Source organism: Mycetohabitans endofungorum (assembly GCF_037477895.1).
GTDB lineage: Bacteria > Pseudomonadota > Gammaproteobacteria > Burkholderiales > Burkholderiaceae > Mycetohabitans.
Map to the genome: position 1 here is coordinate 633814 of NZ_CP132745.1, position 25315 is coordinate 659128.

The window sequence follows — 25315 nt, forward strand, 5'->3', positions numbered from 1 at the left end:
AGCGTGGTGGACTCTGCTGCCCAATGCAGCTGCGGTGCATGCGCCAGCGATAGCGTGTTGACTGGCCCTTTGCGCAGCACCACATCGTAGCGGTAACGGCTCAATTCATTATGGTAATCCCGCTGTTTGAGCTGGATATCGATCGCTGCAATCTCGTCAATCGTGCGGGGCAGCGTGCTGAAGAAAGCCGGTGCCAAACGCAATTCCTTCCTGGCCAGTTGCGTTTGCTCAATCCGTTGGCGCACACTGGCATGATCATCCGTCGTGGGATCCGCCTGGTGCAATTGGACGGCACTCGCAAAACACCCGAACAATCGCAGATCAAGCACATCGCCGACGAAAAGTGCGCCCCCCGGCGCAAGTAGCGCCATGGCCTGGCGTAATACGTCAATTAAATAGTCCGTATTTGGAAAATGCAGGATGACAGAATTAATGACAATGGTGTCAAAGTAGCCTTGCGGCAAACCATCGGTAATATGTGCGGGCTGCGTACGCAACTCAACGCGTGCCGTCAATTCAGCCTGCTGCGCCACTTGGGCTTTCAGCGTTTCAATAACGGGGGCGGAAATATCTGTGCCCCAATACGCGTCACAATGGGGCGCTAGGTGTGCAAGTAGCAGCCCCGTGCCTACGCCAATCTCCAGCACCCGCCGCGGTTGCAGCGCACGAATACGCTCAACCGCATCGGCGCGCCACGCTTGCATCGCCGACAACGGAATCGGCTGGCCATCGTAGCTGCTCTTCCAAATATTGAAGTTTTCACCAAATGGATAGTCTGCGTCGTCTTGATAATACGTATCGTAGACCTTCTGCCATTCTTCGACTTGGTTTGCCTCCGTCGTGAGATCTCGCTCGGCAGGGGCTTCATCGAGTACGATGTAACTCACCAGCTGCGTATCGCCCGCCCGATCCTCTCGAGCAATCACCGCAGCTTGCGCCACGCCCGGGTGACGCTGCAGCACCGCCTCAATCTCGCCCGGCTCAACCCTAAAGCCTCGAATCTTAACTTGCTGGTCCGCCCGGCCGATAAACTCCAGCGCGCCATCCGAGCGCCAATACGCCAGATCGCCCGTCCGGTACAGCCGCGCACCGCTCGCATCGAATGGGTGAGCAATGAAGCGCTCGGCGGTCAGCCCCGGTCGATTGAAGTAGCCCCTGGCTACGCCCTCACCGGCTATATACAATTCCCCCACGACACCCACCGGCGCCGGACGCAAGCACGCGTCCAACACGTAGGCCGTGGCGTTATCCAGCGGCGTGCCGATCGGCATCGACGCTTGCGCTTGATACGGTGCCTCGATTAGATGGCACGTGGCAATGGTCGTCTCGGTCGGTCCATATCCGTTGATAAAGCGCAGGGTTGGACAGTGCTCAAGCACGCGCTGCGCCGCCGCGGCGGAGACAATATCGCCGCCCACCGTCAGCTGACGCACGCTGCGCAAATAGCTCAAGTCACCTTCGGCCATCACTTGAAACAGCCCTGCGCTCAACCATAGCGCGCTCACTTGATGCGCTCGGATGGTCTCTTGCAGCACATGCACGTCCAATTCGCCCGGCGGCACAATGACGGCCTGACCACCACAGAGCAGCGGCGTCCACAGCTCATACGTGGACACGTCAAAGGCGTGCGACGAATGCAGCAGCACGCGATCGCGCACGGCGGACAAGCGCCGGTCTAAGGCCATATAGCGCACCGTGCGATGCACAATGCCCACCCCTTTGGGTTGACCAGTCGAACCCGACGTGTACATCAAATACGCCAGTTGCTCGGGTGAGCACGCCACCGTAGGGTTATCGCTTGGCTCCTGAGCGAGTGACGCATCAGCATCAACGGCAATGACATGCGCACTGAACGCATCGCAGCGCGCTTGCAATGGGCGATCCGTCAGCACGATGGGCGCGCGTGTTTCACCCAATAACGTGTGCAGCCGGCTATCAGGCCATTGCTCGTTCAGCGGCATATAGACGCCGCCGGCTTTAAGGATGGCCAGCGCTGTCACCACGCGCTCGGGCGAGCGTTGCATTAGCACGGCCACTGGCGTCTCCGCCACCACCCCCAACCGGATCAGCCGGTGGGCTAAACGGTTCGCCTGAGCATTCAGCTCCGCATAACTAAGAGTCTGATCTACGCATACCAACGCAGTCGCATCGGGGTTACGCTGGACTTGTTTTTCAAACAGCTCGTGCGGCGTCCCGTCAGGCACCGGTTGCGCAGTGGTATTCCATTCGACAAGCAGGCGCTGCTGCTGCGCTGCATTGAGCCAGTCGACGTCACTGACAGACTGAGTAGGCTCGGCATGAAGCGCTTTTAGGAACACTAAAAAACCATGTTGCGATTGGATGAATTCACTTGCCGTGTCGAATGCGCGGTCCACATCAAGAGCAAGCCGCAGCATAGGGCTATCGGGCTGAGCATGGGCCACGACAAGGAGATTCTCGATAGAGTCCGTGGCTAAAAGATAGCTTGTTGACGGATACGCACCAAAAAACAGATGATTATCCACCATCGCAACGTCCAATAGCGAGCCAAACAATCGCTGAGTGGGCGCCAATTTCAATACTTGGCGTAATGCATCAATCGGATAGCGTTGGTGCCGCAGTCCCTGATGGATTTTTTGTGCTACTTGGTCTTCCAGTGACGAGAGGGTTGTGCTTGGTCGAACAGTCAGCCGTATTGGCAGTATGTTAGATACCCTGCCAGGGACGCATCGATCCATACTTGAGCAAACAGCAACCGGGACGCCAAGTACCACGTCCTGCGCCCCAGTTAGCCGGTGCAAATAGGCCGCCATGGCGGCAGTAACGAGTTGGACTAAATCAATTGCAGAAAATTCAAATGTATCAATCCTCTGGCTATCGGACTGGGCAAGATCAGGAACATGGCGTAATTGATGATGAGCAGGGCTCGCAAGCTGGCTTGCGTGTATCATCGGTTCAGGCCAATTAGCGCAACGCTTGAGCCAATACGTTTCATCGCGTGCCCATTGTGCCGAATTGCGATATTGAGCATCCTTCTCTAACAATTGAGAGACGGACCTGAAAGGGTAAGGAGCAGGCTTGTCACCCTTACACATCGCGCTATACACATGTGCAGTGCGTTGCGCGATAAGGTGCATACCCATGCCGTCCATCACGATAGCGTGATAGCGTTGGTACCACAGCGTCTGGTCTGAAGCGGTTTGCAGCAATGCATAATGGAACAGCGGCCCTTGTAAAATATTCAATGGCCGCTCATAATCAGCCCGCATCCATGCTTGAGCGGCAGCTTGCGAGTCCGCTTCCGCACTGAGGTCAACCCGCGATAGCGACCATGCTGGTGAGCCCACATACTGTTGAATTCCTTCATCGGTCTGGACAAAATGCAAACGCAAACTATCTACTTCATTGATCACCTGCCGCAACGCCGCTTCAAACAAGGCTGGATCAACGGCCCCTTCGATGACTGTGTACTGACCAATGGTATAGGCGCGGCTGTCTGGGTAGTGCTGCTGAGCAAGCCAGACTTCCGTTTGAGCAGTGGATAACGGATACGTAAGCGGCGTGACGCTAATAGACATAATTGGGCTCCAAATCAGACGGAAAGCAATCCGCTTACATAGCCGAATCAGTCAGCTAACCATCTGTTACTTTGCAATTTTTAGTAGTACAAATTTCCTAACAATCATCTTGCCTGCTTCTGCTTGTACCAATTGTCGGTCTTTCAAAGGGTAGCTCTACAGATGTGAGCAGATACCGTGCCACGATGAAAGGTCGGACGCAATCGTTGGCCAATATGACATTTCATGGGCATGCGGAACCAAGCCTAACGATCTATCGTAATACAACGTTGTTAATGCCCATACCTAACCGGCTACAGTGGCTCACCGCTCTGCTTAGGCAGCCTGATGTTAAGCGTGGCATTCGCATGGAATCCGCAAAACCGCTTCCCTGCTTAAGGAATCAACTGAACTCGACAAAGCGCCACCCCCAATGGGGCGATGCAACATTGCAGACTAACAACTGAAACGTGGACAACTTAATGATACCTACACCCGTGCGAGCTATTGCCCGCACTTAAGACACCACCGCGTCACCTCTTGCAAAGCGGGTTCGAGGCAAGAAGGATAGGGAGAGAAGTGAGCATACCGCATAAGGACAACTTGCGCTGATGCTATATTGGGGTACTTCGTCATTACGTTCACTCCAGACATCGCCTGTATGAAACGGCAGTCACGACTGCCGACGAATCATCCCATTTTTTGGCTAAACCGCACCGCGCACAAGGATAAAGCTCCATTCCCGTGGAATGCTTAACATGGGCAAAACCACTATATATCGTAATTTTGAGCGGTCAAAGCACTTTTCCTTTCTAAAAACCGACAAAATCGGAACAAAAAAGCATTTAAACAGCATGTCGCTGATGGCCAGAATATGGCAGCAAGCGAGAAATACGAAGATATTTATGTTATTCATATTTATAAAACGGCACATGAGTAAGTTCAATAAAATAATTATCCCAAAAACCAACTTTATACGATGTTTTGAGAAATAATCAAAAAATTGCCGCGCTTACTGATCCAACCATAATCGGATTTCCCCCGTACTCCCGGACACGGTTCACGCTAAAGTAGATGAATCGGTCCTGCATCGGAACTCGCGTGGCGAGCGATATTTCAATGCGCCATACGGATGCTTTTCGTTGTAGTGCCCGAAGGCCATGACGAGAGGGCTCGATGACCAGCGGGTTACGGGGCAACCGTATCGTCTCGTCATCCAGTGTGGCACGCATGGCGCGGGTAAGCACACAGCAGCGTGATCGGCCAGCACGAATCCAATATACAGCCATGTGCGAGCGATTACTGTTGCGAGCATCGCCGTGCCAAACGCCGCGGCACCCGGCCCAATAAAGGCCATGCTCAACTGGCTCGAAGTTAGCACGCCGTTGCGCCGCTACGTCCACACGACGATCAGCGCGTCGTCCGAGTTTAAACCTCGTCACCATCACCGGCATTGCCGACATATTGTCGCGCATCCATGCTCCACCGACATATGGCTCACACGCCACCGGCACGCGGCTTGCTACGCGCGTCGATAGGGATGCCCTCCTGCGTCATATCCCGCGTTTAGAGGAACAACGTTGAACACTCGCTCGACCCATGGGCTGCTGGAAGTCGGCCGCAACTGCGACTCACTGTGCCATGCCGATCGCTTCAGCGTGCTGATCGACGCCGCCGTGTATTTTTCGGCGTTGCGCGAAGCCATCCGTGGCGCGCAGCATACTGTTTTCATCGTCGGCTGGGATATCAACAGTCGAATGAAGCTGGTACCGCAGGGCGCGGCGGACGGCTTCCCCGAGCCGCTTGGCGCTTTCCTGCAAGCCGTAGCCAGCGCCAACCGGCGGCTGCGGATTTACGTGTTGGCATGGGATTTCGCCATGATTTACGCGTTCGAACGAGAATGGATGCCTGTCTATCCGACCGGCTGGCGTTCGCATCGACGGATCCTGTTCCGGATGGATAACACACACCCACGCGGTGCTTCGCATCACCAAAAGTTCGTCGTCGTCGATGACCGGCTCGCGTTCGTCGGCGGGTTGGACTTGACCCGCGCGCGCTGGGACACGCCGGCGCATGCTGCAAACGATCCTTGGCGCCGCAACCCCGACGGCTCGCCGTACAACCCGTTCCATGATGTCCACACGGTCTTCGATGGCGGAGCCGCGCGTGCGCTCGGCCAATTGGCACGAGGCCGCTGGCGCCGCGCGTGCGGCAAGACGCTGGCGATCCGCGCCGAGCGCAACCTAAGCGGCACCGACCCATGGCCGTCAAGCGTGCCAGTGGACGTGCACGACGTCGTGCTCGGCATTGCGTTGACCGCGCCGCCTTACCGCAACGAGCTTGGCGTGCAGCACATCCGTACGCTCACCGTCGACATCATTGAGGCTACGCAGCACAATCTCTATATCGAGAATCAGTACTTGACCGCCGCTGTCGTGCGCGACGCGCTGAGCCAACGGCTTGAGGACCTGCACGCGCCCGACGTCGCGGTGGTCGTGCCACGCAACCACAGCGGCTGGCTGCAAGAAGCCACCATGGGCGCGCTGCGTGCGCGGCTACACCGCGCGCTCACGCGAGCCGATCGCCACGGACACTACCGGCTCTGGTATCCACATATCGACGGGCTGCACACGGGGTGCCTGAACGTACACAGCAAGCTGATGATCAGTGACAATGAGCGGCTTTGCGTCGGTAGCGCGAACCTGAACAACCGCTCAATGGTGCTCGACACGGAATGTAACGTCGTATTGGACGCCAATGGCAGCGACCGCGTGCGTGCAGTGATCGCGTCAATCCGAGACCGGCTACTCGCCGAACACCTAGATGTCTCGCCTGAAGCGGTGGCTGCCGCGCTGCAGCATCATGGTCGCTTGAACGGTGCGATCGACGCGTTGCGGCACGACGCACGCACGCTCACGCCACTGGATCCCACCATCCCGCCCGAACTCGAAGCGTTGGTGCCGGTTAGCGCGTGGGCGGACCCGGAAGTCCCGGTAGAACCGGACGCGCTGGTCCGGCAGTTCCTCGACGATGGTCAGGGCGCGCGCCCAGCGACCCGGCTGCTCCTTCTCGGGGCCTTCGCACTCGCATTAGCCACGTTAGCCGCGCTGTGGCGCTTCACTCCCGCCGGTCAGGCATTGAGCGTAGCCCATGTCGTGCATTGGGGCGAACGATTGGCCGCATTGCCGCTGACACCAGCGATCGTGCTGCTTGGCTACGTCGTCGCTTCGCTAGCGGCCGTGCCAATCACGCTGATCATTGCCGCCACTGGACTAGTTTTTGGCACATGGCCGGGCGCAGCATACGCGCTAGTTGGCACGATGCTGGCTGCGGCGGCCACCTACTACGTCGGCGTCGGGCTGGGCCGCGACGCGGTGCGCCGGCTTGCCGGCTCCCGCGCGAATCGCCTGAGCGAGCGCATCGGCAAGCGTGGTTTGCTGACCATCCTGGTGCTACGACTGGTGCCGGTCGCGCCGTTCTCGATCGTCAACCTAGTAGCCGGTGCGTCCCATATCGGGATACGCGAATTCCTGCTCGGCACGCTGCTCGGCATGGCCCCGGGCGCGGTGCTGACCGTGACGTTCGCACACCAACTGGTCGCATCGATCCGGCATCCCGACGCGGGCTCGCTCGCGTTGCTCATCGGCATCGGCACCGCGCTGGTGGCGCTGTCGATTCTATTGCACAAGCTGCTAAAAAAATATTGACCACCATGCCCTACTCAGAACTGCGTATTGCGACCTACAACATCCATGGCGCTGTTGGCCGAGGGCGACAACGCTCAACGCAACGCATCGCTGACGTTATCGCCGAACTAGACGCCGACATCGTCGCCCTTCAGGAGGTCCCGTTGAACGGCGCCTCTAACGCGCCCGGCGTGCTGGACGATTTGCGGCATGCCACCGGCATGGAGGCGGTGGCCGGGCCAACGCTGCAGACCGAGCGTGGAGACTACGGCAATGCGGTGCTGTCGCGGCTACCGATTCGCGCGGCACGCACACTGGACTTGTCGTTTACGCGACGCGAACCGCGCGGCGCGCTCGATGCGGACATCGAATATGCGGACGGCGTGCTGCGCGTAGTCGCGACGCACCTGGGGCTGTCGGCGATTGAGCGCAGCGCACAGGTGCGCACGCTGCTCGCCGCATTCGACAGCAGCGAGTTGCCGGTAATCCTGTTGGGCGACATCAACGAATGGTTTGTGCACGGCCGTGCATTGCGCGCGCTGGTCGGGCATTTTCGACGGGCGCCGGCGCCACGCACGTTTCCGGCACGCTGGCCGATCCTCTCGCTGGACCGCATCTGGGTCCATCCTGGGGAATGGCTGATCGATGTCCAAGTGCATCGTAGCGCGCTTGCGCGCCTCGCGTCTGATCATTTGCCGTTGATTGCGCGCATCCGCGCAAACGGCAATGGTACTCGTCCTCTCGAGGTGGCCGGCGGCGTTGCGGCCGTCACGGGCCTGCGAGACAGCGCGACGCGCACCGGTAAAGATTCGACCGGGGACATTCGTTCGCTACCGCGATAACATAGGCATGGGCTCGCAGTCGACAAAGTACTCTAACGCGGCGCGCCATCGCGGGGTGTGATATTGCGCACGGACGAGCCGTCCCCGGGGCCGGCTAAAGCGCACGGCGCGCCAGCATGGAGCGAATATGCCCTATAGCGGCCGCGGGATTCAAACCCTTTGGGCATACATCCGCACAGTTCATGATCGTCCGGCAGCGAAACAGTCGATACGGATCCTCCAAATTGTCTAGACGCTCGCCGGTGGCTTCGTCGCGCGAATCTACGATGAACCGGTACGCCTGCAAAAGGCCGGCCGGACCAACGAATTTGTCCGGATTCCACCAGTACGACGGGCACGCAGTCGAGCAGCACGCACAAAGGATGCACTCATACAACCCATCGAGTTGGTCACGCTCCTGCGGTGTCTGCAATCGCTCGCGCTCCGGCGGCGGCGTATCGTTGACCAGATAGGGCCGGACCGAGTGGTACTGGTTGAAAAAGCTGGTCATGTCCACGATCAGGTCACGCACGACTGGTAGACCGGGCAATGGCCTGAGCTGGATGTGCGCCGGTAGCGATTGCATGTTTGTCAGACAGGCCAACCCGTTCACGCCATTGATGTTCATCGCATCCGAGCCACAGATCCCTTCGCGGCACGAGCGACGGTAGGCGAGCGTCTCATCGAGCGCCTTGAGCCGTCCCAGCACGTCGAGCAGCATCCGGTCTTCGGGCTGCGGCTCGATCTCGTAGCGTTGCATGCGGGGGCGCTCATCCCGGTCGGGATCGTAACGGAAGACATCGATGACGCGTCGCTGGGTCATGGCAACAAGCTCCGGAAAGTCGAGCAGTAGGAAAATGGGGTGAGCAACAACCATTCCCATGCCGGCGCGGCGCTGCCGACTCCTGACGGTTGGTTCATCCGACCTCAAATGCGCAGCATTCAACGGCAAGGTCGCCGACGCGACGCTCGATGACGGCGGGTATCCGCGGCATCAGCCAGCAGTGGGGGCTTGGCGCGGACGTGCGCTGACGCTGCCGGGCGGCCCGAACGCGATACAGCCAGCATAGTCGGCAACATCGTTGATCCAGTGCAGTTGCAGCGCCGCGATATCCCCCCATGCGCCACTCGCCGGCGCATCCACGCGCTGCACGCCCTGGGCAAACGGATCCACCGACACCTGCTGCAAGCCATACCCAATACCGACGCCCAGCGCCTTGAGCACGGCTTCCTTGGCCGTCCAGCAGCGGAAAAAACCTTGAGCGCCCCGCACGTGGCCCCCCTCGCGCAGCGCACGCTGCTCGGCGTCGGTGCACACCGTTCCGAGCAACGCCTGCCAGTCGATCATACGGTTCATGCACTCGATGTCCACGCCCACGCAGCGCCTGTCCGATAGCGCAATCAGCGCATGCTGGCCTGCATGCGTGACGTTGAACGACAATGTGTCGCCGTAGCCGTCGAGTTCCGGCCGTCCAAACGGCCCCGACGAAAAGCGCAGCGACAGCGGCACACCACCGATATGCCTGGCAAGCAACGTTCGCAGTACGGCACGCGTCGCGGCAAAGCGCAGCCGATCCTCGTCACGCCGATAGCGTAAGGCCTGTTGCTGTTCATCGGCGGACAACCACGCCTGCAGCCGGTTCCATGCAGTGGGAGCGAGTGGGATCCGCACGTGCCACAGCATCACGTCATCGGGCCAGCACCCGCCGGGGTGCAGCAGGGTTGTCATCGTAATGTGTGTCGCGTCCTCGTTCATCGCTCGTGTGGGGGGTTCTGAGGTTAATCTACGCTGCGTTGGCAAGCAGCGCCCTGCCGGCGCGCGCGCCGTTGGGCTTACCCATCGCACGGCTGATGAAGTCGCCCGCCGCAACGACTGCGTTCAGGTCAACGCCTGTCTCGATTCCAAGTCCGTGAAGCAGGTACAACACGTCCTCCGTAGCCACGTTGCCCGTCGCGCCTTTAGCATAGGGGCAGCCACCGAGGCCCGCGACCGACGAATGAAAGATGGCGATACCAGCCTGCAGTCCCGCATAGATGTTCGCCAGTGCTTGTCCATAAGTATCGTGGAAGTGTCCGGCAATACGCTCGAGCGGAAAGGCATGTGATACGGCCTCAGCCACCTCCAGCACACGGTTTGCAGTACCTACGCCGATGGTGTCAGCGATGTCAATTTCATCGCATCCAAGATCGCGCATCCGGGTCACCACATCGACCACGGCATCGAGCGCGACGTCCCCTTGGTACGGGCAGCCGAAGGCGCACGAGATGCTGCCGCGCAACCGCAGTCCGGCCTCTTTGGCGACCTTCGCGACAGGGGTGAACCGCGCAAGGGATTCAGCGATCGAGCAATTAATATTGTGTTGCGAAAACGCTTCGCTGGCCGCACCAAAAATAACCACCTCATCGAGCCGTGCGGCCAGCGCGACCTCGAGACCTTTCATGTTGGGCGTCAACGCCGAATACAGCGTGCCCGCCCGCCGTTGGATGCGGGCCATCACGTCAGCGCCGTCGGCCATTTGCGGCACCCATTTCGGTGACACGAATGACGCCGCCTCGATGTTTGTGAAACCGGCTGCGCTCAGCCGGTCGATCAGTTCCACCTTAACGTCGGTCGATACCTGCGATTTTTCCGCTTGCAGACCATCGCGGGGCCCCACTTCGACGATCTTCACCCGGCCGGGCAAACTGGGCATGTTGCGGCGGCACGCGGCCGCCAAACCGCTCCGTCCCTCCGTCATGCTGTCACCTCCAGAGTCAATAGCTGTGCGCCGTCGGCCACCTGGTCACCGGCCGCGTACAAGATCTGCTCGATCTTGCCGGCCGCCGGCGCCGCGATCGTGTGCTCCATCTTCATTGCCTCCAGTACGATCAGGGGCGTGCCCTTGTTGACCCGTGCGCCGGGTTCGACCAGCACCGCAATCACTTTGCCGGGCATCGGCGCGGTCAGCCGCCCCTCGTCGTGCTCGGCATCCGCCGCGTGGGCCAGTAAATTTTTCCATTCGAACGCAAACGCGTCGCCGCGCGAGAAAACATGGAAGGTATCGCGGTCAACGAATACGCGTCCGGTGATGCGCTGTACGCCGAGCGTCATACCCCATTCATGCGCGCCGTCGCCGTCCCACCACGCGAACGGCAAGGCTTTGCCGTTCAGCTCCAGCACCGCGCCATTTGCATCGCACTGGAAACGCACCGCGATCGTCGTATCGTCTGCGCGCTCGACATCGCGCCATTCGATGACCTGCGTGTAGGGGCCATTTAAGCGCCAATGCGACAGGGCGGTCCAAGGCGACGTATCCCGCTCACGCGCCAGCAGCGCGGCGCTGGCAAGCGCAAGGGCTTCGCCAACCGGCTTTTCTCGGCGCGCAAACAATACCGCATGATGGCGCTCGATCAGGCCTGTGTCGAGATCGGCATGCGTGAACGGCTCGCTGGTCGAGATTCGATGCAGGAATTCGATATTCGTATGCGGACCGACGATCTCAAACTCGCGCAGCGCGCGTGACAACCGCGCCAGCGCGTCGCCGCGGTCCGTGCCGTGCACGATCAGCTTGGCGATCATCGGATCATAGTGCGGCGTGATTGTATCGCCTTGCCGCACCCCGCTGTCAATGCGCACTGGCGCACGCGATGCCGGGCTGTCCTGTCCACCGAGCCTGAACTCGACGGCGTCTGGCATCCGCAGATGCAACAGGGTACCGGTCGACGGCAGGAAGTCGCGCGCCGGGTTCTCCGCGTAGATCCGCGCCTCGATCGCATGGCCACTCACGTGCAGCTCGTGTTGTTGCAACGGCAGCTTTTCGCCGGCGGCGACGCGCAGTTGCCACTCGACTAGATCCAGTCCCGTCACCATCTCGGTGACGGGATGCTCAACCTGTAGCCGCGTGTTCATCTCCATGAAATAGAACTCGCCGCCCTGCGTCATGATGAATTCAACGGTACCGGCGCCAACATAGTCGACCGCGCGGGCCGCAGCAACCGCCGCCTTCCCCATAGCGCGACGCTTATCGTCTGACAAGCCGGGCGCCGGCGCCTCCTCGAGCACCTTTTGGTAACGCCGCTGCACCGAGCAATCGCGGTCAAACAAATACACGGCGTTGCGATGCTGATCCGCAAAAACCTGCACTTCGACATGGCGCGGACGCACCAGGTACTTTTCGATCAGCACGCGATCGTTGCCGAAACTGCTTGCCGCCTCGCGCTGGCACGAAGTCAGCGCGGCGGCGAATTCCTCGCGCCGCTCGACAACCCGCATGCCCTTGCCGCCACCGCCCGCGCTGGCCTTGAGCAATACCGGATAGCCGATCGCATCTGCTTCGCGCTGCAATCGTGCCCAGTCCTGATCTTCGCCGTGATAGCCCGGCACTAGCGGCACAGCAGCGGCCTGCATCAGCGTCTTAGCCGCTGCCTTCGAACCCATCGTAGCGATCGCATCGACCGGCGGCCCGATAAATGCGATGCCGGCCGCCGCGCAAGCCTGCGCAAATGCTTCGTTTTCCGACAAAAAGCCATAGCCTGGGTGGACCGCCTGCGCGCCGGTGCGTTGGGCTGCATCAATGATCTGCTCGATGCGTAAGTAACTTTCGGCCGTCGGCGCTGCGCCGATATGGACTGCCTCGTCACAAATACTGACGTGCTTGGCCTTCGCATCGGCATCCGAATAGACCGCCACGCTGTGAATACCCAGGCGGCGGCACGTCACAGCCACACGGCAGGCAATTTCACCGCGATTGGCAATCAGTATCTTCTTGAACATGGCGTACTATCCCGTTGAACCGCGCTGGCGGCACACCGCAATGGCCCGCGGCCAAACTAACGCGCGACCCGTTTCAGATGCGCCACCCCGGCGCGCGCTTCTCGAGAAACGACGTCACCCCTTCACGGCCCTCCGCTGAGGCCCGCACGCGTGCGATCCGCTCGGCGGTCTCAGCCATCAACTCGTCGGTCAATGGCCTGCCGGCGACGTCCCGCACCAGCCGCTTGGATGCGGCAACCGCACCGGGACCGTTGGCCCTAAGCGCATCAGCCAGCCGGCGCACCGTCTCGTCCAGCGCGACTTGCGGCACGAGTTCGCTGACCAGCCCGAGCCGCAACGCGGTCACGCCGTCGAACGGCTCGGCGGTCGTGAAATAGCGCCGCGCCGCACGCTCGCCCATCGCGCGAATCACATAGGGCGCAATCGTCGCCGGGATCAGGCCGAGCCGCGCCTCGGACAGGCAAAAATGTGCTTCTTCCTGCGCGACAACCATGTCCGCGGCCGATATCAATCCCATTCCGCCGGCGTAGACATCGCCATTGACGCGTGCCACCACGGGCTTGGGACAGCGGTCAATCGTTGCCAGCATTCGCGCGAGCGCGCGCGCATCAGCACGGTTCTCGTCGTCCGAGTAGCGGGCCATCTTGCGCATCCAGTTCAGATCGGCGCCCGCACAGAACGCCACCCCATTGGCAGCGAGCACGATCGCGCGGATTTCGCGGTGTTGGCCCAGCATGTCGAATACCGACGTCAGCTCGGCAATCATCGTTTCGTTGAATGCATTGCGCACCTGCGGCCGGTTCAACGTCACAGTCGCCAGCGTATCCTCGCAATCGAGTGTCAAGGTGTCGTATTGCATTGCTTCGTCTCCTCGCATCCGCTGAACATGGGAGCCGCCAGCGCCTACATGCGGAACACGCCAAAGCACGTCTCGCCGATCGGCGCATTCATCGCGGCCGACAAGCCTAGGCCGAGCACATCGCGGGTCTGCGCCGGATCGATGACGCCATCATCCCACAAGCGGGCGCTCGCGTAGTAGGGGTGGCCCTGATGCTCGTATTGCTCACGGATGGATGCTTTAAAAGCTTCTTCGTCCTCGGTGGACCAGGTCCCGCCCTTCGCCTCGATGCCGTCGCGACGTACCGTGGCCAGCACGGAGGCTGCCTGCTCAGCGCCCATGACGGAGATTCGCGCATTCGGCCACATCCATAGCATCCGCGGCGAGTACGCGCGGCCGCACATCCCGTAGTTACCGGCACCGAACGAGCCGCCGATGATCACCGTCAACTTGGGCACCTGCGCAGTCGCAACCGCGGTGACCATCTTTGCGCCGTGACGGGCAATTCCTTCGTTCTCGTACTTGCGTCCGACCATGAAGCCGGTGATGTTCTGCAGGAAAATCAACGGAACCTTGCGCTGGCAGCACAACTCGATGAAGTGCGCCCCCTTGAGCGCTGATTCAGAAAACAGAATACCGTTGTTGGCGACGATGCCGACAGGATGACCCCACAGGTGCGCAAACCCGGTCACCAGTGTCGTACCGTAGCGCGCCTTGAACTCATTGAACTGCGAATCATCGACAAGGCGCGCGATCACCTCGCGCACGTCGAACGGCTTGCGCGTGTCGGTTGGGATCACACCATATAACTCGCGCGCGTCGTAGCGGGGCGGCTTCGGCTCACGCAGTGCAAGCGGCTGCGGTTTGACTCGGTTCAGGTTGCTCACGATGTGCCGCGCGATCGCGAGCGCATGGGCATCGTTTTGCGCAAGATGATCGGCGACGCCGGACAGCCGGGTGTGCACGTCACCGCCACCTAGATCCTCGGCCGTGACGACCTCGCCGGTCGCGGCCCTCACCAGCGGCGGGCCCCCGAGGAAAATCGTGCCCTGATCCTTTACGATGATCGACTCGTCGCTCATGGCGGGAACGTAAGCGCCGCCGGCGGTACACGACCCCATCACCACGGCAATCTGCGCAATGCCTTGCGCGGACAGGTTCGCCTGATTGTAGAAGATGCGGCCGAAGTGATCCCGATCCGGGAATACCTCGTCTTGGTTCGGCAGGTTGGCCCCGCCTGAGTCAACCAGGTAGAGACACGGCAGCCGGTTTTCCTGGGCGATCTCCTGTGCGCGTACGTGCTTCTTTACGGTCATCGGGTAGTAAGTGCCGCCCTTGACCGTCGGGTCATTGCACACGATCACGCACTCCTGCGCGGCAATGCGGCCAATGCCGGTGATGATGCCCGCGCCTGGCGCATCGCCGCCGTACATGCCGTATGCGGCCAGCTGCGACAGCTCCAGGAACGGCGTGCCGGGATCGAGCAATTGCGCGATCCGCTCGCGCGGCAACAGCTTGCCGCGGGCCAAGTGCTTGTCCCGGGCCGCTTGGCCGCCGCCCTGCGCGAGTGCGGCGATCTTCTCGCGCAGGTCGGCAACCAGCGCCTGCTGCGCCGCCTCGTTCGCACGGAATTCGCCGGAACGCGGATTCAGCTTGGTTTCGAGTACGGGCATCGTTGACATCCCTCACATCGTCTCGGCAAACAGTTCCCGGCCAATCAGCATCCGGCGGATCTCGCTGGTACCGGCGCCGATCTCATACAGCTTCGCGTCGCGCCACAGACGGCCAACTGGGAACGCGTTGATGTAGCCGTTACCACCCAAAATCTGGATCGCTTCGCCGGCCATCCACGTCGCCTTCTCCGCCGTGTACAAGATCACGCCGGCGCAATCCTTGCGCACCTGGCGCACGTGCTCGCTCCCGAGCTTGTCCAACTGGCCGCCGATCGCGTACAGGTACGCTCGACAAGCCTGCAACGTCGTGTACATGTCCGCGACCTTGCCTTGGATCAATTGAAACTCGCCGATCGGTTGGCCGAACTGCTTGCGATCGTGGATATACGGCACGACCGCGTCCATACAGGCGAGCATGATGCCGGTCGGGCCGCCGGCAAGCACCGCTCGCTCGTAGTCGAGGCCGCTCATCAGCACCTTCACGCCGCCGCCAACCTGGCCCAGTACGTTCTCGTGCGGCACCTCGACGTCCTCAAACACGAGTTCCCCGGTGTGAGAGCCACGCATGCCGAGCTTGTCCAGCTTTTGCGCGACTGAGAAACCCTTCATGCCTTTTTCGACGATGAACGCCGTCATCCCGCGTGCACCGGCCTCCAGGTCCGTCTTGCCGTACACCACCAGCGTGTCGCAGTCCGGGCCGTTTGTGATCCACATCTTGGTACCGTTGAGCACGTATCGATCACCCTTTTTGTCGGCACGCAAGCGCATACTGATCACGTCCGAGCCGGCATTCGGCTCGCTCATCGCCAACGCGCCCACGTGCTCACCGGACACCAGCTTGGGCAAGTACTTACGCTTCTGCGCCTCATTGCCATTGCGGTGAATTTGGTTCACGCATAGGTTCGAGTGCGCGCCATACGACAGGCCGATCGAGGCGCACGCACGCGAAATCTCCTCCATCGCCACCATATGAGCGAGGTAACCCATGTTGGCGCCGCCATATTCGTCGGATACCGTCATGCCGAGCACGCCAAGGTCGCCGAATTTTTTCCACAGGTCCATTGGGAACTGATCGGTGCGATCGACGTCGGCCGCGCGCGGCGCGATTTCCTTCTCGGCAAAATGGGCGACGCTCTGGCGAAGCATCTCGATGTCCTCGCCGAGCGAAAATTGCAATCCGGGAATGTGGCTCATCTCTCTGCTCCGAACGGCGCACGACGCGCCAGTGACGTCCGCCCGTGCGCCGTCAACGGCACCTTGGCATAGAATTGAACAACGCTCATCTACCAGAAAGTCCAGCGTCGATCGAGTATCTGATGCAATTCTCATCCATTCTGGCGCTTGACGTAAAGGTTTTTTGAGTGATACTCACATCACAATCGATTCCACCACTGTCATGAACGACTCGATCGTCGCGCTCACGGCCCCCGCTTCTGGCGGGCCCCCGTCGCCACGGAGCGCCACCACACGCCGGGTGCCAATGAGCGCCAAATCACAGCAACGCGTCAGACAGATTCTGAGCGTGGGCCGCGACGTATTTTCCGAACGCGGCTACGAACAGGCGACGACCGCCGAGATCGCCCAGCGCGTGGGGATTGCCGAGGCGACGGTGTTCAGCTATTTCTCCAGCAAGCGTGAGTTGTGCGCACGCGTAATCAGCGATTGGTACGACGAGATCATTGACGCGATCGAGCGCGGCTTACCGCGCGACGGCTCGGTGCGGCAGCAATTCGCGTTCATCGTGCGCACGCACTTGCGGTTGATGCTGCTCAACGGCACCGGGCTCTGTTCGCTGGTGCTATCCGAGGGCCGCACCAAGCACCACGAATTGAGCGAAACGTTCGTGCATTTGCAACGCCGCTATACAAAGCCGCTAATGGAGGTGCTGGCCCACGGCCAGCAGCTGGGGCAGATCCGGCGTGACGTGCCGCTGCGCCTGTTGCGCTCGATGATCTTCGGTCCGATGGAGCACGTGTTATGGGATGCGGCACTGACCAAGCGGGCTGCGGATATCGAAGCAACCGCCGAGCAACTGATCGACATGCTGTGGAGTGCGCTGCAGCCAAGCCACACCGAATGGGCTGCATTAGTGCAATTCCGCGACGACGTCGAGCAGGCGCTGGGACGCCTGCCGGTACGCTGACGTCCCGATATATTCGTGAGCGGCTCGCCCGCGCGCAAGCCGGATGGGACCTACCAGCCGTATGTCGTGACCGCCCGCTGCAGCGACGGGGCATTGCGGGTCAACCCGTTTTTTCCGCCTACCGTACGCTTCCCCACTCGAGACGCCGCGATTGAACATGCGCGACAATGGGCGATGGATTGGATCAACCGAGGCGAACCGGCGGTGCAGCGGCCTGGCCGGCCCTGCGCCCTGACCGCCCGAACCACATGGCCGATATCAAACCCAGCTACGACTCGACGCACCCGCACTGGAACCTCGATAGCGTCGTCGCCGAGCTTCGCATGTCGCGTGAAGGCAAGCACCGCACCCGGCACCCGAAAGGGCTGCGCGAACTGCCGTCGCGCACGGCGATGGCGCAAGTGATCGTGAACCTGCGCGCAGTGCTGTTCCCAACGCACTTCGGCGCGCCCGATCTGACCGACGAGAGCATTGATTTCTTCGTCGGCAATACGCTGAACGAGACGCTGCGCGTGCTGTACGAGCAGTTGCGTCGTGCACTGCGTTTTGCCCAGGACAAGGAAGACCTGCCCGAGAACGCGCTGCGCGCGCACGCCGAGACGATCGCGCGGGACTTCGCCGCTTCGCTGCCAGCCACGCGCGCGCTGCTGGTCAGCGACATCCACGCCGCCTATACCGGCGATCCAGCGGCCCAGAACACCAGTGAAGTCATGCTGTCTTACCCCGGCGTTGAAGCCATCATCAACCACCGGCTCGCCCATACGCTGTACCGCGCCGGCGTGCCGCTGCTACCGCGCTTTATCTCGGAGATTGGCCATTCGGCAACGGGCATCGACATCCATCCTGGCGCGCAAATCGGCAGCAGCTTCTTCATCGACCATGGCACCGGCGTGGTGATCGGCGAGACTGCGATCATCGGCGATCGCGTACGGCTGTACCAGGCGGTCACGCTCGGCGCGAAGCGCTTCGAGGCCTGCGCAGATGGGACGCTGATTAAGGGCAATGCACGGCATCCCATCGTCGAGGATGATGTGGTGATCTACGCGGGGGCCACGATCCTGGGTCGCATCACGATCGGTCGCGGCTCAGTGATCGGCGGCAATGTGTGGCTCACACACAGCGTGCCGCCAGGCAGCGCGATCTCGCAAGGCCACGTGCGGCAAGGCGACACCGACGTGTCCGACGCGGGCGATGCGCTGGGCGCGTGACGGTGCTCGCTATGGAGGACAGAGTTGCATAATTCTTTAATAAAGTGCTGGCAAAGCAACTCAATATCGCAGTATTCGTAATAGCGTTGACTAGGCCTGAAAATTGCGCGCCCGTTGCATAAGCGAACATCTGCCCAATGGAGTAGTGAAATGAAACACACATTGATCGGCGTGTTCGACAACCGCAACGATGCGATGCGGGCCGAACACGCATTGGCCGAAGCCGGCTTCCCACGTCCAGACATCAAAATCCATGACGCGCGCTGCAGCGCGCACCCACTCGGCGAGAATCGGGAGCAGGCCGAAGCGGCGCACGCCGAGCCGGCCCCCGCTGCGCCACGCAATGAAACCGCCGCCGAGCATACTGCGCGAGACACGCCATCGCCGCTCAGCACCGGACTATCGGCGCCGATTGCACGTGATGCCGAGACACCGGCAGGCGCTAACGAGGTGCCAGTCCATCTCCCGTGGGAGCCGATCGAGCAATGGCTTGCCGCCGTATTCCACCACCGACGCTTTCCATTCCAAGCTGCCCGGTATCGGCAAGCGTCGCGTGACGGATCGGCGCTAGTCAGTGTCGACGTCTACGCGCACCTGCAGGTGCCGGTGGCGCGAGACACATTGCTATGCGCCGGCGCACGGTACGTCGACAGCCACATCACCCCGTCACAAAATGACGATGTACTCACGAGCCGCACCGCGCATCCGGCTGCATCACGTGCCGCACGCACGGATGCCTCATGTGCCGAGCCCGCGCCGCCACGCGATCCGGACGGCGCCAACAACACCGTCCGCTCTCTGACTGATGAACTGGGACTTACCGACCCGCTGGCGGACAACTCTCTCCGACTATTGAGTCGCCCGCCTGCACAGGCCGGTAACGTATGCGCCACGCGCGGTGCATCACGGCTCGCCCTTGCGAGCGATGGATGGCACCGTCTGAAGGCGTCGATCCGGCACGGCTGGAACCGCATCGTCGGCCATCGTTGATGCTGACGGTTCAGCGGTGGCGCTCTGAAGCAGCATCTGCGACGTCCGCCTTACGCACGCTCGGAAATCGCCGCGAGCGCCGCGCTCAGGAAGCACCACGCGCGTCGATGTACGCCTGGCGGGTGCCCATGACCTTGCCAATCTGATAGCCGTACGCCGCACACGCATTGGCCGGTTCAGGGCCGCCCTTCCACTGTAATCGGTAACGCTCATCGGACGGCACGACAGGCGCCGGGTCGAACACCGGCCGATGCAATGCGCCGTTGTCGGACGCGCCACCGGAGGCGGCAACCAGGCCGTTCCATGTGGTGATATATCCTGTTCTCACACCATCGACGAACGCATCGGCATCGCACACTTGCGCCGGGGGAGTCATTCTCAACGTGACGTGATAGCCTGAAACGCCGCCTACCACGATATCCCGTGCCAGACCATTCTGTCCTTTTTCGGCATTTGACGACGTGGCTTCGGCGCCAGGTGCCGCCGCGAGCGTCGAGGCCGTTGCTGGGGCAGCGAAGGACGGCTGCCCACCGCGCCCAGACCCGGCCCTCAGCGCCGCTGCGTCGGCGGGATCCACCTCGCTCGGGCCGGCGACTGGTGCGCACGCGCCGAGCCACGCCAATGCCGCAAAAGCGATTGTTGCGGCCGCGATCGGCCGCCTATGCCGGGAAATCTGCAAAACTGCCACATCCACCTCGCTACTTCGTCAAACAAGGATTCGAAACTTTACCAGCAATCGGCACGGCTTCCGCCGCCCGATACCCGATACCTGATACCCCCAAGCGATTTTGAGTGCCTGTCGGAATCTACGTCCCGACCCCATCATACCGACATCATGAGACAATATTGGCGCTTTGCGGCATTATCACCGGTCGAGTATCGATACAGCTGGCCTTAGGTGCCCTTTATCACCGGTGGGATGCGGCTTGCGGCACAATGGCGCGCTCGTGCTTAAGCCAGCGTTACACCACGCCATGGGCACTGCAAGGAAAATCACAAGTGGCCTTCGAAGGCCATCATGGAGCGGGAGTCGACATGTCGTTCTTGATCGTAATTGCCGCATTGGCGTTTCTGATGTTTGCCGCCTACCGCGGCTACAGCGTGATCTTATTCGCCCCCGTGGCCGCTTTGGGCGCGGTACTGCTCACCGACCCGACCGCCGTCGCCCCGGTATTCTCCGGTATCTTCATGGAGAAACTGGTCGGCTTCATCAAACTCTACTTCCCCGTATTCCTGCTCGGCGCCGTGTTCGGCAAAGTCATCGAGCTATCCGGATTCTCCGAGTCGATCGTAGCCGCGGCCATCCGGTACATCGGCCGCTCACGCGCCAACGCCGTCATCGTCGCCGTCTGCGCGCTACTCACCTACGGCGGCGTGTCGCTGTTTGTGGTGGTGTTCGCCGTGTATCCATTCGCCGCCGAACTGTACCGGCAAAGCAACATTCCGAAGCGGCTGATGCCCGGCGCGATCGCGCTAGGCGCGTTTTCGTTCACGATGGATGCATTGCCCGGCACGCCTCAGCTCCCGAACATCATCCCGACCACCTTCTTCAAAACCACCGCCTGGGCTGCGCCGGCGCTGAGTATGATTGGCGCAGCATTCATCCTTGTCGTGGGGCTGGCGTATCTCGAATGGCGCCGACGCACTGCCCTCAAGCGCGGCGAGGGCTACGGCACGTCACTGGTCAACGAACCGGAGCACGTCGAGTCGGCAAGCCTGCCACATCCCGCGCTGGCCCTCGCGCCGCTAGTGCTGGTGGGGGTGGCCAACTTCGCGCTGACCGAACTGCTCCCACAATGGTATGGCGCCGAATATACAGTGGCGCCCAGCGTGCTGCCCGGCGTGCACCCGCCGCTGAGTATCGCCACCAAGGGGGTGATTGCGATTTGGGCAGTGGAGGGCGCGCTGCTGCTGGGTATCGTGCTGGTGTTGCTCAGCGCGTTCACCCGCATTCGTGAGCGTTTTGCCAGCGGCACCAAGGCCGCGGTGGCCGGCGCGCTGCTCGCTTCGCTCAATACCGCATCGGAGTACGGCTTCGGTGGCGTGATCGCGGCACTGCCCGGCTTCTTGGTGGTCAGCGACGCACTGCGCAGCATTCCCAATCCGCTGGTCAACGCCGCGATCTCGGTGTCCTCGCTCGCCGGCATTACTGGCTCGGCGTCCGGCGGCATGAGCATCGCGCTGGCGGCGATGTCCAACATGTTCGTGGAGGCCGCACAGGCTGCCCAGATTCCGCTGGACGTGCTGCACCGAATCGTGTCCATGGCCAGCGGCGGCATGGACACGCTGCCGCACAACGGCGCGGTAATCACGCTGCTGGCCGTCACCGGTCTAACTCACCGCGAATCCTACCGCGACATCTTCGCGGTCACTGTCATCAAGACGCTCGCCGTGTTCTTCGTGATCGCCGTATTCTACGTCACCGGACTGATCTAGAAAAACACAGATTCTGGCGGTCGTATTCGGTGACCAATACGGCCGAATTGCCGAGATAGAGGCGGGCGGGATCGCGCGCGGCATCGGGCGCAACGCCGCGCAGTGCGATCACTGCGAATCACGAGCGTGCCACTCGTTTGCGACGCTTCGAGCAAAGCGTCGCGTACCGCGATTAGAACCGATGGCGCAAGCCGATTCCCGCGGCAACCTGGTTGCCGGTAGTCGACGGCGACAGCGTGTTGATCGCGGCGAAGTTCGCGCCGAGCTTACCCAACTGGCCGGACGCATGCTGGTACACGCCTTCGACGTAGACATCGGTGCGCTTAGACAGGCCGTAATCCGCCTGCAGCGAGACGGTATGCCACTTCGGATCGCCGTTGCCGTCCGCGCTACTGACGCGCCCGTCGGTGTACGTATAAGCCGCTGCAAGGCTCAGCGCCGGCGTCAGCGCATAGCGGCCGTTGATCTCATAGTTGTCCATCCCGAGATTCGTGCCGCCGAGGCCGCCAAGGGTTTGACCGCCGAGATTTACACCTTGCATATTGTCAAAGCGCGTATGCGTCCATACGAAACCGACATTCGCCGGGCCGTACGCATAGCTTGCACCGACGCCATACGTACGTTGAAGCACAGCAGCTACGTTTGCATCGCCATTGCCCAGAGCCACCGCACCGGTATTTGTGCTGCCCGAATTGTTCAATTGCAGATACGCGGCGGCCACGTTGAGCGGACCGTTCGCATAAGACGCGCCGACGCTCCATGCGCGGTTGTTCGAGAACTGGCCGGCCGCGTTGCTGAATCCATACAAGCCGCCGAACTGCACGCCGTCATAGTTTGGGCTCGTGTACTTAACCGCGTTCTTGATCGAGAACGCGTGGTCGAGATTGTCGTTGTCGAACGGGTGGCCAGCGAGGTTGTTACTATACCCATAGCCCGCCGCGGACAGCGGTGCCAAGTAATCAACCACCGAATCGTATTGGCGTCCCAGGGTCAACGCGCCATACTGATCGCTACGTAGCCCGACATAAGCTTGCCGATTGAAGATCGAACCACTTTCGCTATATCGTCCATTATTCAAGTTAAAGCCGTTCTCCAACTTGAAGAGGGCATGCAGGCCGGCGCCCAGGTCCTCATCGCCACGCAGTCCGAAATAGGTATTCGATACCGAGCCGCTTGCTTGCTGCCAATTGCTGTGGCCCAGTTGATTGTTGGTATAGACCAGACCTGCATCAAGCGTGCCGTAAAGTGTCACGCTGCTTTGCGCGTGAGCCGAGACAGCAAACGTGCCGCACACCGCGGCAGCCAATAGAGTCTTTTTCATCTGCTTCTCCTATGCTATTTAGATTGGGCCTCCCGAGACCGTGCCGTTTGTGCATTCGGCTAATCGATAGTCCAGCATACGCCGTGGGATTAAGTCGAGTGTATGCCCACACTGGAAGGGTCGCATGCCGCATCGCGCAATAGTCCTTTTCGTTATCTGTGATAAAGCGCATGGCGCGCGTTAATGCCTGAATTTATTGGATTTATCCAAATCATTTGGGCGAGTCAATAACGATAGGCAATGCTTTATGTTGCTCGATTGCGACGCGATGCTGGAGCCCTATCCCCGCTAGCATCCACCGGCCTTTACCAGTGTCCAGGTAACGACACTTTGCGGACTAGAGAAGCAGCACTTCCAATATCTCACTATTAAGAGACGGTTTCGTAAAGACTATTGCGCTCACTGACGGGTATTCTAGCAGAGCAAGCAATAACCGAGTTTGAGAAACGCTTCGTGAATGTCAGCGCGACGTTCAAAGCGAATACGCAGACGGCGGAAATGATGCAGCCAAGCATGCGTACGCTCGACGGTGGCCCAACGCAACTTCCCGAGGCCACTGCCGTGTGAGTGGCTTCGTCGGGCAATGCTTGTGGGAATGTATCGCTCGTTAAGGATGCGTCGGTATTTTTTGTGGTCGCAATCACGATCGGCGTACACGCGGCCAGAATAGTTCAGAGGCCGCCCACGTACGCCACAATTGGCACGATGGCCTCAACCAGCGGAATCAGTTGTGTTACATCGTGACGGTTGGCGCCAGTCAAGTTTGCCGTGATCGGCTTTCCGTTGGCATCGAACCTTTTTGCGGTTCGCACTCGTTTTCGGCATAAACGCGATCAAACCGTTCGCCGTAAGACAGACGAGCGCTTGGACGAATTCGACGCCGCATTGGCGGCTCGCATCGTTACAGCCAGCGATCCTTTACGGGTGGCTGTCTTGCGGTAAGCGCAGCATTAACGTCATAGGATGCACTGGCGAGGATTGGAATCCGTAGCGCTCGTAAAACTGACGCGCACGCTCATGCAGCGCATGGACAAGCAAAGCTTGAACGCCGACATTTTCCGATACAGCTTGCACCCGGCATACCGCGTCTTGCAGCAAGGCTGCGCCAAATTTAATGCCCTGGGCTCGTAGGTCGACTGCAAGCCGAGCCAGTACCATTACCGGAACCGGGTCCGGCATATTGCGACGAACCGCGCCAGTGGCTTGCTGATGTGAAACCGCCCCTGCTGCCAACGCATAGTAACCGAAGACGCGATGGTCAGCATTAGCCGCGACAAATGTACGGCTGGCTCCGCTCAGGTGGTTGATTAACGCTCGACGCTTAAGCCATTCATTCAAAGCTGACTCGCCACAGTCGAACTCGTCAAGCCGATGCTGAGCGCATAGGGGCTGTAGGGCAAAAAGTTCCACCCTCACTTCCAGGGGGCCTTAATTTTCATCAAGCGCTTAAGGCCCGGATTGGCACTTTGCGGCGCATCTAAAATTGCCACGAACTGCTGGAACTTGTCAGCGTCCAGATGGAAAAAGACCTGATCCAGCACAACCGCTTGCGCTCGCTCGCACGCAACTTCAAGCATGAAGTCAGAGCGGTTCTTGCCGAGTAGGCTTGCGGCATGGTCTATTAGATCGCGCTGTTCAGGCAATGCACGCAGATTAATAGCGGCGTCTCGCATGTTAAGCTCCTTTGCATACACAACAGATACACTAAACTAATGTGTATCTACTGTCAGCACAACAGAACCGTCAGCCAGCATTTGAGGTGCCTGGCCTGACAACGGGCGTTGCGGAAATGGTCGGATCGATTCCGCCGGCGTTGCTGATCGCCGTTTCGCCGAATTGGCCGCCTGCGGGAGATTTCAGTCTATATTCAGTCGTCGATGTGCGCCAGGTGACCTTTTCTCCCCGCGGTG

Annotated in this window: 17 protein-coding genes and 2 pseudogenes; 6 read left to right on the plus strand and 13 right to left on the minus strand. The window is 60.6% G+C overall.

Annotated elements, in window-relative coordinates:
- Window positions 1–383 precede the first annotated feature (383 nt).
- A pseudogene (locus RA167_RS15750) lies at window positions 384–3557 on the minus strand (amino acid adenylation domain-containing protein); the annotation flags it as partial.
- Between the two features lie 1559 nt (window positions 3558–5116).
- On the opposite strand from RA167_RS15750, the gene RA167_RS14855 reads away from it, so the two are divergent.
- Together RA167_RS14855 and RA167_RS14860 are read left to right on the plus strand one after the other, a co-directional pair.
- Window positions 5117–7243, plus strand: a complete 2127-nt coding sequence (locus tag RA167_RS14855) for a VTT domain-containing protein (protein ID WP_076788389.1) — start codon at window positions 5117–5119, stop codon at window positions 7241–7243.
- 5 nt (window positions 7244–7248) lie between these two features.
- Complete coding sequence (locus tag RA167_RS14860; protein ID WP_237574306.1) at window positions 7249–8064, plus strand: endonuclease/exonuclease/phosphatase family protein; 816 nt, start codon at window positions 7249–7251, stop codon at window positions 8062–8064.
- A 94-nt stretch (window positions 8065–8158) separates the two neighbouring features.
- On the opposite strand, the gene RA167_RS14865 is transcribed toward RA167_RS14860, so the two are convergent.
- The 7 genes from RA167_RS14865 to RA167_RS14895 form a co-directional block, all read right to left on the minus strand.
- Complete coding sequence (locus RA167_RS14865; RefSeq protein WP_076788393.1) at window positions 8159–8866, minus strand: succinate dehydrogenase/fumarate reductase iron-sulfur subunit; 708 nt, start codon at window positions 8864–8866, stop codon at window positions 8159–8161.
- 171 nt (window positions 8867–9037) lie between these two features.
- The gene (locus RA167_RS14870) at window positions 9038–9772 is read right to left on the minus strand and encodes a 4'-phosphopantetheinyl transferase family protein (protein ID WP_237574305.1); all 735 of its coding nucleotides are present in this window, start codon (window positions 9770–9772) and stop codon (window positions 9038–9040) included.
- Window positions 9773–9827: 55 nt separating this feature from the next.
- Window positions 9828–10781 (minus strand): hydroxymethylglutaryl-CoA lyase, encoded by a 954-nt coding sequence (locus tag RA167_RS14875; RefSeq protein ID WP_370642967.1) that lies wholly within the window; start codon window positions 10779–10781, stop codon window positions 9828–9830.
- Window positions 10778–12796, minus strand: coding sequence for an acetyl/propionyl/methylcrotonyl-CoA carboxylase subunit alpha (locus RA167_RS14880; RefSeq protein ID WP_076788396.1), 2019 nt, complete (start codon window positions 12794–12796; stop codon window positions 10778–10780). The genes RA167_RS14875 and RA167_RS14880 overlap by 4 nt, the downstream gene beginning before the upstream one ends.
- Window positions 12797–12869: 73 nt before the next feature.
- Entirely contained in the window at window positions 12870–13655 is a 786-nt protein-coding gene (locus RA167_RS14885; RefSeq protein WP_076788397.1) for an enoyl-CoA hydratase/isomerase family protein, read from the minus strand.
- 44 nt (window positions 13656–13699) lie between these two features.
- On the minus strand, window positions 13700–15307 hold the full coding sequence (locus RA167_RS14890; RefSeq protein WP_076788700.1) for a carboxyl transferase domain-containing protein: 1608 nt from the start codon (window positions 15305–15307) through the stop codon (window positions 13700–13702).
- A gap of 12 nt (window positions 15308–15319) precedes the next feature.
- Window positions 15320–16501: an isovaleryl-CoA dehydrogenase gene (locus RA167_RS14895; protein WP_076788399.1), complete on the minus strand. Its 1182-nt coding sequence runs from the start codon at window positions 16499–16501 to the stop codon at window positions 15320–15322.
- 286 nt (window positions 16502–16787) lie between these two features.
- Between RA167_RS14895 and RA167_RS14900 the strand changes: the two genes are divergently transcribed.
- The 3 genes from RA167_RS14900 (at window position 16788) to RA167_RS14910 (ending at window position 19648) form a co-directional block, all read left to right on the plus strand.
- Window positions 16788–17450, plus strand: a complete 663-nt coding sequence (locus RA167_RS14900; protein ID WP_076788400.1) for a TetR/AcrR family transcriptional regulator — start codon at window positions 16788–16790, stop codon at window positions 17448–17450.
- Between the two features lie 248 nt (window positions 17451–17698).
- Window positions 17699–18658, plus strand: a complete 960-nt coding sequence (gene epsC, locus RA167_RS14905) for a serine O-acetyltransferase EpsC (RefSeq protein WP_076788402.1) — start codon at window positions 17699–17701, stop codon at window positions 18656–18658.
- A gap of 150 nt (window positions 18659–18808) precedes the next feature.
- Complete coding sequence (locus RA167_RS14910; RefSeq protein ID WP_237574304.1) at window positions 18809–19648, plus strand: hypothetical protein; 840 nt, start codon at window positions 18809–18811, stop codon at window positions 19646–19648.
- Between the two features lie 85 nt (window positions 19649–19733).
- Here the strand turns inward: RA167_RS14910 and RA167_RS14915 are convergent, their stop codons facing one another.
- Window positions 19734–20024: a hypothetical protein gene (locus tag RA167_RS14915; RefSeq protein WP_237574303.1), complete on the minus strand. Its 291-nt coding sequence runs from the start codon at window positions 20022–20024 to the stop codon at window positions 19734–19736.
- Between the two features lie 659 nt (window positions 20025–20683).
- Here RA167_RS14915 and RA167_RS14920 point away from each other — a divergent pair.
- Window positions 20684–22084 (plus strand): GntP family permease, encoded by a 1401-nt coding sequence (locus RA167_RS14920; RefSeq protein ID WP_076788701.1) that lies wholly within the window; start codon window positions 20684–20686, stop codon window positions 22082–22084.
- Between the two features lie 172 nt (window positions 22085–22256).
- On the opposite strand, the gene RA167_RS14925 is transcribed toward RA167_RS14920, so the two are convergent.
- The 4 genes and pseudogenes from RA167_RS14925 to RA167_RS14940 all read right to left on the minus strand — a co-directional run bounded on the left by RA167_RS14925 (window position 22257) and on the right by RA167_RS14940 (window position 25078).
- The gene (locus tag RA167_RS14925; protein ID WP_076788407.1) at window positions 22257–23405 is read right to left on the minus strand and encodes a porin; all 1149 of its coding nucleotides are present in this window, start codon (window positions 23403–23405) and stop codon (window positions 22257–22259) included.
- A 414-nt stretch (window positions 23406–23819) separates the two neighbouring features.
- Window positions 23820–24196, minus strand: a pseudogene (locus RA167_RS14930) (transposase); the annotation flags it as partial.
- Window positions 24197–24323: 127 nt separating this feature from the next.
- Window positions 24324–24821 carry a GNAT family N-acetyltransferase gene (locus RA167_RS14935; RefSeq protein ID WP_076788409.1) on the minus strand — a complete coding sequence of 166 codons (498 nt, stop codon included), beginning with the start codon at window positions 24819–24821 and terminating at the stop codon, window positions 24324–24326.
- Entirely contained in the window at window positions 24818–25078 is a 261-nt protein-coding gene (locus RA167_RS14940; RefSeq protein WP_076788410.1) for a DUF1778 domain-containing protein, read from the minus strand. Before RA167_RS14940 ends, RA167_RS14935 begins: the two co-directional genes overlap by 4 nt.
- Window positions 25079–25315: the final 237 nt, after the last annotated feature.